The organism is Nonomuraea lactucae, from assembly GCF_003313395.1.
Classification (GTDB): domain Bacteria; phylum Actinomycetota; class Actinomycetes; order Streptosporangiales; family Streptosporangiaceae; genus Nonomuraea; species Nonomuraea lactucae.
Genome location: NZ_QNFZ01000095.1, coordinates 1 through 9,981, shown reverse-complemented (window position 1 = coordinate 9,981; position 9,981 = coordinate 1). Strand labels below are relative to the sequence as shown.

Here is a 9,981-nt window from a genome sequence, read left to right as displayed (position 1 = left end):
AGCTGGGCGCGAAGGGCGCCAAGGTGGCGCTGCTCGCGCGCGGCACGACCGGGCTGGGCGCCGCCGCCGTCGACGTGGGCGCCGCCGGCGGGATCGGGCAGGTCTACGAGGCGGACGTCGCCGACTACGGCCAGGTACGGCAGGCGGCCGAGCGCGTCGAGAAGGAGCTGGGCCCCATCGACGTGTGGATCAACGTCGCCTTCTCCTCCGTGTTCGCCGGGTTCACCGACATCACGCCCGAGGAGTACGAGCGGACCACCGCGGTCACCTACCTCGGCTACGTCTGGGGCACCCGCGTGGCCCTCGACCTGATGCGCCCGCGCGGCCGTGGCGCCATCGTCCAGGTCGGGTCGGCGCTGTCGCAGCGCGGCATCCCGCTGCAGTCGGCGTACTGCGGCGCCAAGCACGCCGTCAAAGGCTTCACCGAGTCGGTGCGCACCGAGCTGCTGGCCGAGCGGAGCGGCATCGACATCACCCTGGTGCAGCTGCCCGCCGTCAACACCCCGCAGTTCGACTGGGTGCTGTCGAAGCTGGGACGCCACCCGCAGCCGGTGCCGCCCATCTACCAGCCGGAGGTCGCGGCCCGCGGCATCGTCCACGCGGCAGAGCACCCGCAGCGCAAGGAATACTGGGTCGGCGTCACCACCGCGGCCACCCTCCTCGCCCAGCGCGTCGCACCCGCCCTCGTGGACCGCTACATCGCGCGCACCGGCGTGAGCTCGCAGCAGACGACCGAGAAGCCGCCGACCGGCGTGGCCAACCTGTGGGACCCGGCCGACGAGGCCGCGGACTACGGGGCGCGCGGGAGCTTCGACCACCGGTCGCACGCGCACAGCCCGCAGCTCTGGCTCTCCCACCACCGCCGGCCCGTCCTGCTGGGACTCGCCGCCGCCGTGGCCGCCACCGCCCTGCTCCGCCGCATCCGGCACTGACCCGCGCCGCATCCAGCGCTGATCGCCGGACGGAGGGACGAGGGCGCGCGAGCGCCGCGTTAAGCGGGCGAGAAGGGGTAGGCGGCGGAGACCAGGAGGAGACATCATGCCGGAACGCGATCTGCAGTTTCTGTCCGAGCTCGCCGCCCAGCTCCGCGTGGACTCCGTGCGCGGCTCGGCCGCGGCAGGCTCCGGTCACCCCACGTCGTCGATGTCGGCGGCCGACCTGATGGCGGTGCTGTTCGCCTGCCACCTGCACTACGACTTCGACCGGCCGGACAGTCCGGCCAACGACCACCTCATCTTCTCCAAGGGACACGCCTCGCCGCTGCTCTACGCGCTGTTCAAGGCGGCGGGCGCGATCAGTGACGAGGAGCTGCTGTCCTTCAGGAAGCGCGGCAGCCGGTTGGAAGGGCATCCGACCCCGCGGTTGCCGTGGGTGGACGTCGCCACCGGGTCGCTGGGACAGGGGTTGCCCGTCGGGGTGGGGGTCGCCATGGCGGGGCGGCTGGAGCGCCTGCCGTACCGGGTGTGGGTGCTGTCCGGCGACAGCGAGCTCGCCGAGGGATCCGTGTGGGAGGCCGCCGAGTACGCCGGTGACGAGGGTCTCGCCAACCTGACCCTGATCGTGGACGTGAACCGGCTGGGCCAGCGCGGGCCCACCAGGCACGGGTGGGACACCGGCGCGTACGCCCGCAGGTTCGGCGCGTTCGGCTGGCGGACCATCGAGATCGACGGGCACGACCCCGGCCAGATCGACTTCGCGCTGGGCGACGCCCGCAACACCCGCAGGCGGCCCACCGTGATCCTCGCCAAGACCCGCAAGGGCGAGGGCGTGCTGGAGGTGGAGAACCGCGAGGGCGCCCACGGCAAGGCGCTGAAGGACCCCGACGCGGCCATCGGCGAGCTGGGCGGTCTGCGGGACCTCACCTTGCGGGTGAACGCCCCGGAGCTCGGCCCGCGGCCGTACAGGTTCGAGGACGGGCCGCTGACGCTGCCCGAGTACGAGCAGGGCAGCCAGGTCGCGACCAGGGTCGCCTTCGGCGAGGCCCTGGCGGCGCTGGGCGCCGCCCGCGGCGACGTGGTGGCGCTGGACGGGGAGGTGGCCGACTCCACCAAGCTGGAGGAGTTCGCCAAGGCGTTCCCCGAGCGGTTCTTCGAGATGTACATCGCCGAGCAGCAACTCGTCGCGGCGGCCGTCGGCATGCAGGTGCGGGGCTGGGTGCCGTACGCGGCGACGTTCGCGGCGTTCCTGACCAGGGCGCACGACTTCATCCGGATGGCCGCGGTGAGCAGGGCGTCGATCAGGCTGGTCGGCTCGCACGCCGGCGTGGCGATCGGCGAGGACGGCCCCTCGCAGATGGGCCTGGAGGACCTCGCCATGATGCGGTCGGTGTACGAGAGCACCGTGCTCTACCCGTGCGACGCCAACCAGACGGCCGCGCTGATCGCCGAGATGGCGGGCGTTCCCGGGGTGTCCTACCTGAGGACTACGCGGGGCGACACACCCGTCATCTACCGGCCCGGCGAGCGCTTCCCCGTGGGCGGCTCGCGGGTCCTGCGGCACTCCCCCGCCGACCGGGCCACGATCGTGGCCGCCGGGGTGACCGTGCACGAGGCTCTGGCGGCGGCCGACGAGCTGGCCGGCCGGAGCGTCCCCGTGGGGGTGATCGACCTCTACTCGGTCAAGCCGGTCGACGCGGCCGCACTCACCGCGGCGGCGACGACCACGGGCAACCTCATCACGGTGGAGGACCACCGCCCCGAGGGCGGGCTGGGCGACGCGGTGCTGGACGCCGTCAGCGAGCTGGGGCCGCGGGTGGTCAAGCTGGCCGTACGGGGCCTGCCGGGCTCGGCGACGCCGCAGGAGCAGCTCGCGGACGCGCACATCGACCGCCGGGCCATCGCCGAGGCGGTCAAGCGCCTGCTCTGACCGGGCTCGGGAGCCGGGCGCCGGGGGGGGGTGGACATGAACATGAATGAGCGGCGGGCCTTGGCGGGGCCCGCCGATCCGGGGGTGCGGTCAACCTGGCTGTCCGGTCACCTGCGTGCCTTGGCGGTGGCCCGCCGGTTGGCCTTCTTGATGGCGTCGACGAGCTCCTGCTTGGTCATCTTCGACCGGCCGCGCACACCGAGCTCGGCGGCCACCTGCCGCAGGTGCTCCTTGCCGGCGTTGGCGTTGACGCCCTCCGCCGTCCTGCCGGACCGGTCCGTGGCGCCCCTGTCCGAAGGGCCCTTCTCGGACTTGGGCTCCCAGTGGTCGCCGACCTTCTCGAAGGAGTGCTTCAGCGCGGCGAAGGCCGTCATGTGGGCGCGACGGCCCTCGCCGTACGTCTGCACGGCCGAGTCGTGGGCCTTCATCCACGTCTCCTGCGCCTTCTTCGGTGAGCGGCGAAGGGTCGACGGCAGCTCTTCCCTGGCTGGCATCTCGATTCACCTCTTCCTCGCGGTGGCCGCGTGCCTACAGCGGCGGCTCGTCGTAGTGCCGGCGCTCCTCGTACACGGTGGTACGGCGGGCCTCGGGGGACTCGTAGACCTCATGGCGGTGCACCGGCTCGTCGATGGGGCCCACCGCCTTGCGGGTGACCCTGATCCGGTAGATGCCGAACGCGAGCCCGATCAACCCGCCGAGCATGAGAATGACGCCGACGATGTTGATGTCCAGGCCGGCGAGGTCGAACTCGACGGCCCACGTCAGGATCGCGCCGAGCATGATGAGGATGATGCTTCCGGCGATGGTCATGATTACCTCCTTGACAGGAGGAACCTCTATCCACATGGCAAAAAACAAACCAGTAGTGATGGTCGGGCTTATGGGATCGGGCAAGACGAGCGCCGGTCGCCTGATCAGCGAGGCGCTCGGCGTGCCGCTGAGGGACAGCGATCCCTTCCTGCGGGCCACGTACGGCGGCAGCGCGGCGGAGATCGCCGCCAGGGACGGCGTGGACGTGCTGCACGCGCGGGAGGCCGAGCACGTGCTGGCCGAGCTGGGGGACGGCGAGCCCAAGGTGATCACCGCGGCGTCCAGCTCCGTCGAGGACCCGCGGGTCCGCGCGGCGCTGGACGCGGCGTTCGTGGTGTGGCTCGACGCCCCGGACGAGGTGCTGGCCGAGCGGATGCGCTCCGGTGACCACCGGCCCGCCTTCGGCCCGGCGGCCATGCGGGCGCGGCGCGAGCCGTACTTCCGCGAGGTCGCCGACCTGAGGTGCGACGTGAGCGCGATGCCTCCCGACGCGGTGGCGGCGGCGGTACTGCGCGCGATCCGGTCGCCCGCGCCGGACCAGGACGGGCCGGCTCCGCGGGACTGACATAATGATCATGACGCACGGGTCCTCCGAGGCGCGCGGGGGACCTGTGGCGTCTTCTCGGCGGGACCCCGCAAACCAATCCCGTTTTCTCCGCATCTAAGCAGCAGTGACGATGCGCCTGGTTCCTGGTGACCCGCGAAGCCTCGGCGGCTACTGGCTGGCGGGACGGTTAGGCGCCGGCGGGCGCGGGGTCGTCTACGAGGCCTACGACGACGAGGGGCGCAGGTTCGCGGTCAAGGTGCCGCGGGGCGAGGTCACCCAGCAGCTCACCGACGCGGTCTGGCGGGTACGGCCGTGCCACCTGGCGCCGGTGGTCGACGTGGGGGTCGAGGGGGCGGTGCCGTACATCGTGAGCGAGTTCGTCGAGGGCCCCGACCTGCGGCGCGCGGTGTCGGAGCATGGGCCGTACTCGGGCGAGGGGCTGTACGTGCTGGCCGTCGCGATCGCGACGGCGCTGCGAACCCTGCACCTCGTCAACATCGCCCACCGCGACCTGCGGCCGGAGAGCGTGCTGCTGTCCCCGGACGGGCCCACCCTGATCGATCTGGGCGTGGCGGCCCCCGGGGCGGTCGGCTCGCACACGTACGTGGCGCCCGAGGTGTTCACCGGGGAGCGGCCGGGGCCGGCGGCGGACGTGTTCGCCTGGGGCGGGGTTCTGCTGTTCGCGGCCACCGGCCGTGACCCGTTCGGCGGTGACAGCCTGGGCGGGATCATGCACCGCCTGCTCGCAGTCGATCCCGACCTGAACGCCCTCCCCGACGGCCTGCGCCCCCTGGTGGGCCTCGCCCTGTCCAAGAGCCCCGACGACCGCCCGGCCACGGACGACCTCCTGTCCGACTTGTCTGATCTGCCTGGCCTGTCCGACCTGCCCGCCATATCCGACCTGCCCGGACTGTCCCCTGTCGTGGCGCCGCGGCTGTCGAGCGGACCGGCGAGCGCCTCCACCCGCATGGCCGACGCCTCCACCCGCGCAGCCGGCGCCTCCACCCGAACGGCCGGCGCCTCGACGCGCACGGCCGGTACCTCGGTCCGCACGGTGGTGGCCGAGCCGCCGGGCGAGAGCGTGAGCTCGGGGCTCCGGCTCGCGCCGCCGGAGGGCCTGTCGGGGCCGCCTTCGCTCGGCGAGCTGGCCGAGGAGGTCTACGCGTCGCTGACGCCACACCAGCAGGAACGGCTACCCGGCCTGCTGCTGCGCCTCCTCGACACCGACGCGGCCCGCGAGGAGGGAGACCGGCAGGACGACTACGACCGGCGCGACGACGACGGGGGCGACGACGGGGGCGACGACGGGGGCGAGGTGGCCGATGCCGACGGGGACGAGCTCGAGGTGCTCGCCCGCCTGACGGAGGCGGGCCTGCTCGTACGGCGTAGCGTGCCCGTCACCCCTGCCCGCACCGAGGTGGGCACGCTGGTGGCCGTGAGCGGCGACCGGATCGCACCCGCCAGCGCCGCCCTGGTCCGGGCCTGGCCGCGGCTGCGCGAATGGACCGCCCAGCACGCGAGCGGCCAGAAGAGGGCCCGGCTGAGCGTTGTCCCGGGAGACGGGCGGCAAGCCGGTGACCGGAGACCGGAAAGCGCCCCGGAACATGCCGTCCCCATGACGACCGCACGGATCCAGGCGGTCGCCGCCCGCCGCGACGACGGGCGCGAACCCGACCTGACCTCCATGTACGTCATCCACCGCGCCATCCTGGCCGACCTGCGCCGGCTGACCGGTCTCCTGTCGAGCTCCGGCCCGCTCACGGCGAGGCGGGCCGCCGCCGTACGCGCCTACACGTCGTCCCTGCTGACCGCGATCCACCACCACCATGTCAACGAGAACGACCTCCTCTGGCCGCTCATCGAGCGCACGGCCGGCCACGCCGTGGACCTCACCCCGTACAGCGACGACCACCACGCGCTCGTCCCCCTGCTCGACCGCTGCCGCGCGGCGCTGGCGGGCGAGCCGTCCCGGCTGGGCCGCGAGCTGGAGCTCCTCCACGAACTCCTCGACGAGCACATCGCCGGGGAGGAGTCGGAGCTGTTCCCGATCATCTTCAGGTTCGTGCCGTACGCGGCGTACGCCTGGGTGGAGAAGCAGGTGGCGAAGCGGGCGACGTTCGGGGAGCTGACGTTCACGACGCCGTGGCTGGACCGCCACGCCACCGGGGAGGAGATGCGGCGGCTGCTCGCCGGAGCCGGCTGGCCGTTCAAGGCGCTGCTGGCGGCCACCAGGCCCGGCTACCGGCACCGCGAGAAGCTCATCTTCGGCTGACCGGTCCCGCGGCGGACGTGAGGGTTGACCCCTGACTTCGGTAATCGTAGTGTCGGGCATCACATCGTCACCTTCTGGCCAAGGGGAGACCCCCATGACCCCTCGCGGGCTGCACCGTCAGAGCCGGATCGATCACTACACGCGGGCGGGGCTGTGGACCGGCGACACCGTCGACGGGCTGCTGCGGGCCGGGGTGGCGGCGCGCCCCGAGGCGCTCGCCGTCGTCGACCCCGCGAACAAGGAACAGCTGACCGGCGGGCTCCCGCGCCGGCTCACCTGGGGTGAGCTCGACGCCGAGGTGGACCGGGTGGCGGCGGTGCTGGTCGAGCGGGGGTTCGGCCACGGCGACGTGCTGGCCGTCCAGTTGCCCAACACGGCCGAGCTGTGCGTCACGTTCTTGGCGGCGTTCAGGATCGGCGCCGTGGTCACGCCGTTCCCGGTCCAGTATCGCGAGTACGAGCTGGCCCAGCTGGTACGGCTGGCGGGCGCCCGCGGATTCGTGACCTGCGCCCGCCTCGGTGACCGGCCCATGGCAGGCACCGCGCGCGATCTGGCGGCGGCCGTCGACGGGCTGGACACGGTGGCGATCTGGGGCGGCGAGTTCGCCACCGACGAGTTCGCCACTGACGAGTTCGCCACTGACGGGGGCGCCGGCGGCCTGGTCGGGCTCGACACCGCGCGGGGCGACCCCGGCAGGCTGACGGCCCACCTCGCCGGGCTGACGATCGACCCGGGCGAATGCCTGACGATCTGCTGGACCTCCGGCACGGAGGCCACCCCGAAGGGGGTGCCGCGCTGCCATCACGACTGGCTGGCCACGGCCCGGGTCTGCACCGCCGCGCCGAACCTGACCGGCGACGACGTGGTGCTCAACCCGTTCCCGATGGTGAACATGGCGGGCATCGCCGGGGTCTTCCTGCCCTGGCTGATCTCCGGGTGCGCGCTGGTGCAGCACCAGCCGTTCGACCTGCCGGTCTTCCTCGGCCAGATCGCCGCGGAGCGGGTCACGTACACGCTGGTGCCGCCCGCGCTGCTCACCATGCTGCTGCGGCGCGAGGAGGTGCTGGCGGCCACCGACATCTCGTCGCTGACCCGGGTCGGCTCGGGCTCCGCGCCGCTGCCGCCGTCGATGGTGCGAGGGTGGCAGGAGCGGCACGGCATCGCCGTCATCAACTTCTTCGGCTCCAACGAGGGCGTCGCCCTGCTGTCGGACCCGGTCTCGATGCCGGACCCGGTGGACCGGGCGAGCTTCTTCCCCCGCCCCGGGCTGCCCGGCGTGGACTACCCGAGCCCGGTGCTGGCGGCCACCGAATCCCGGCTGGTGGACGTCACCACCGGCGAGGACGTCACCGGGCCCGGCCAACCCGGGGAGCTGCTGGTGCGGGGCCCGACGGTGTTCGCCGGCTACCTGCCCGGCACGGCCACACGGGAGTCGGTCGACGGTGACGGGTGGCTTCACACGGGCGACGTGTTCGAGATCGCCGGGGACGAGGGGCAGTACCTGCGCTATCTCGACCGGGCCAAGGACGTGATCATCCGTGGTGGCATGAACATCGCCCCGGCCGAGATCGAGTCCCTGCTGTCCGGGCACCCGAAGGTGGCGGACGTGGCCTGCGTCGGCTACCCCGACGAGGTGCTGGGCGAGAGGGTCTGCGTGTTCGCCGTCGCCCGGCCAGGTGAGCAGATCACGCTGGACGAGCTGGTGGGCCATCTCAGGGAACGCCGTGTCGCCTCGTACAAGCTGCCGGAACGGCTGGAGATCGCCGAGGCGCTGCCCCGCAACCCCGTCGGCAAGATCCTCAAGCGTGAGCTGCGCTCGTCCCTGGAAATGACCTCATGAGCGTCCACGTGCTCGGCGGCCACCAGACCGACTTCGCCCGCGACTGGACGAAGGAGGGCCTGGGTGTCTACGACCTGCTGAGGGAGAGCGCGCTCGGCGCGCTGGAGGCGACGCGGATCGACCCGGCCGAGGTCGAGGTGGCGCACGTCGGCAACCTGGCCGCCGAGCTCTTCTGCGGCCAGGCGCAGCTCGGCGGCATGGTCGCCGCCGTCGACCCGGCGTGGGCCATGCTGCCCACGTCGCGGCACGAGGCCGCCTGCGCCTCCGGAAGCGTCGCCGCCCTGGCGGCGATGGCCGACATCGAGGCGGGACGGTACGACCTCGCGCTGGTGACCGGGGTGGAGCTGATGCGCGGCGTGGGCGCCCGGGAGGCGGCCCAGCACCTCGGCTCGGCCGCGTGGGCCGGGCGCGAGGCTGTGGGCGCGGCCTTCCCGTGGCCCCGGCTGTTCGCGGAGATCGCCGACGTGGTCGCCGAGCGGGACGGCCTGGACGGCGCCCGGTTCGGCGCATGCCTGGCCCGTATCTCCGAGCTCAACCACGCCAACGCCCTGCGCAACCCGCTCGCCCAGACCCGCAACTGGTCCTTCCCGGAGGGCTGCTTCGGACCGGACGACACGCTCAACCCCACCGTGGAGGGCAGGTTGCGCAAGTACGATTGCGGCCGCATCACCGACGGCGCGGCGAGCGTGCTGATCGCCTCGGCCCGGTACGCCGGTGAGTACGCGCGCCGGCACGGGCGCTCACTGGACGACCTGCCCAGGATCACCGGCTGGGGCCACCGCAGCGCCCCCATGCTGCTGGCCGACAAGATGACCCTCGCCGAGGGGCAGCCGTACCTCTTCCCGCACCTGCGCCAGGCCGCCCTCGACGCCTACCGCCGCGCGGGCGTGGCGGGGCCCGCGGACCTGGACGTGATCGAGACGCACGACTGCTTCACGATCACCGAGTACGTGGCGCTGGACCACCTCGGGCTGACCCCGCCGGGGCAGGCCCACCGGGCGATCGAGTCGGGCGCGATCGAGCCGGGCGGGTCGCTGCCCGTCAACCCCTCCGGCGGGCTGATCGGCCTGGGCCACCCGGTCGGGGCGACAGGCGTCCGCATGCTCCTGGACGCCGCCCGCCAGGTGACCGGCGAAGCGGGAGACTGCCAGGTGGAGGGCGCGCGCGCCGCCCTCACCCTGAACATCGGCGGGAGCTGCACCACCGTCGCGATCTTCATCGTGTCACGCTGACCCGTCCCCTCCCCCGCGGGCGCCGCCAGGTCGGCAGAGCACCCGGAGGGCGCCTACGGGCGGCGGAAGCGCGCCAGGGTCTTCTCGCCGCCCGGGTCCGCGTCCACGCTGGCCGGGACCAGGGCGATCTCGTCCACGCCCGCTGCGGCGTACGCGGCCATCCGGTCGCGGATCGCCGCCTCGTCGCCGACCAGCCCGACCGCCTGGATCAGGGCGGCGGGGACCGCCGCGAGCAGTTCCCTCGGGTGCGGCCGGGTGCGGGCGAACGCCACGACGTCGCCGAAGCCGGCCTCGGCGAACATCTCGCCGTAGCCAGGAGCCGCGAGGTAGCCGACGACGGCGCGGCGGATCTGCTCGATCGCCGCCTCCGTGGGGGCCGCGGCGGCGGGGACCCAGGCGGCCACCCGGGGAGCCG

Annotated in this window: 8 protein-coding genes and 1 pseudogene; 6 read left to right on the top strand and 3 right to left on the bottom strand. The window is 73.2% G+C overall.

The annotated features are described in order from the left end of the window. Positions 1-2: 2 nt before the first annotated feature. Entirely contained in the window at positions 3-932 is a 930-nt protein-coding gene (locus DQW85_RS07160) for an SDR family oxidoreductase (RefSeq protein WP_113699597.1), read from the top strand. A 106-nt stretch (positions 933-1,038) separates the two neighbouring features. Beyond that, the gene (locus DQW85_RS07155) at positions 1,039-2,865 is read left to right on the top strand and encodes a transketolase (protein WP_113699596.1); all 1,827 of its coding nucleotides are present in this window, start codon (positions 1,039-1,041) and stop codon (positions 2,863-2,865) included. Between the two features lie 107 nt (positions 2,866-2,972). Here the strand turns inward: DQW85_RS07155 and DQW85_RS07150 are convergent, their stop codons facing one another. Next, positions 2,973-3,359: a ChaB family protein gene (locus tag DQW85_RS07150; RefSeq protein WP_113699595.1), complete on the bottom strand. Its 387-nt coding sequence runs from the start codon at positions 3,357-3,359 to the stop codon at positions 2,973-2,975. Between the two features lie 34 nt (positions 3,360-3,393). Then, a complete protein-coding gene (locus DQW85_RS07145; protein ID WP_113699594.1) occupies positions 3,394-3,675 on the bottom strand; it encodes a hypothetical protein in 282 nt (93 codons plus the stop codon). 70 nt (positions 3,676-3,745) lie between these two features. Here DQW85_RS07145 and DQW85_RS07140 point away from each other — a divergent pair, with 70 nt between their 5' ends. The 4 genes from DQW85_RS07140 (at position 3,746) to DQW85_RS07125 (ending at position 9,566) form a co-directional block, all read left to right on the top strand. Continuing rightward, positions 3,746-4,240, top strand: a complete 495-nt coding sequence (locus DQW85_RS07140) for a shikimate kinase (RefSeq protein ID WP_240196985.1) — start codon at positions 3,746-3,748, stop codon at positions 4,238-4,240. 112 nt (positions 4,241-4,352) lie between these two features. Continuing rightward, positions 4,353-6,494, top strand: a complete 2,142-nt coding sequence (locus DQW85_RS07135; protein ID WP_113699592.1) for a protein kinase domain-containing protein — start codon at positions 4,353-4,355, stop codon at positions 6,492-6,494. Positions 6,495-6,588: 94 nt separating this feature from the next. Next, positions 6,589-8,334, top strand: coding sequence for a class I adenylate-forming enzyme family protein (locus tag DQW85_RS07130; protein ID WP_113699591.1), 1,746 nt, complete (start codon positions 6,589-6,591; stop codon positions 8,332-8,334). Then, complete coding sequence (locus tag DQW85_RS07125; protein WP_113699590.1) at positions 8,331-9,566, top strand: acetyl-CoA acetyltransferase; 1,236 nt, start codon at positions 8,331-8,333, stop codon at positions 9,564-9,566. The genes DQW85_RS07130 and DQW85_RS07125 overlap by 4 nt, the downstream gene beginning before the upstream one ends. A gap of 53 nt (positions 9,567-9,619) precedes the next feature. On the opposite strand, the pseudogene DQW85_RS07120 reads toward DQW85_RS07125, so the two are convergent. Continuing rightward, a pseudogene (locus DQW85_RS07120) lies at positions 9,620-9,981 on the bottom strand (LLM class F420-dependent oxidoreductase); the annotation flags it as partial.

Excerpts from the sequence above, each read along its gene's own strand:
- DQW85_RS07135 (WP_113699592.1), top strand. The coding sequence starts at position 4,353 with ATGCGCCTGGTTCCTGGTGACCCGCGAAGCCTCGGCGGCTACTGGCTG.
- DQW85_RS07150 (WP_113699595.1), bottom strand. The coding sequence starts at position 3,359 with ATGCCAGCCAGGGAAGAGCTGCCGTCGACCCTTCGCCGCTCACCGAAG.
- DQW85_RS07155 (WP_113699596.1), top strand. The coding sequence starts at position 1,039 with ATGCCGGAACGCGATCTGCAGTTTCTGTCCGAGCTCGCCGCCCAGCTC.
- DQW85_RS07130 (WP_113699591.1), top strand. The coding sequence starts at position 6,589 with ATGACCCCTCGCGGGCTGCACCGTCAGAGCCGGATCGATCACTACACG.
- DQW85_RS07125 (WP_113699590.1), top strand. The coding sequence starts at position 8,331 with ATGAGCGTCCACGTGCTCGGCGGCCACCAGACCGACTTCGCCCGCGAC.
- DQW85_RS07140 (WP_240196985.1), top strand. The coding sequence starts at position 3,746 with ATGGGATCGGGCAAGACGAGCGCCGGTCGCCTGATCAGCGAGGCGCTC.
- DQW85_RS07145 (WP_113699594.1), bottom strand. The coding sequence starts at position 3,675 with ATGACCATCGCCGGAAGCATCATCCTCATCATGCTCGGCGCGATCCTG.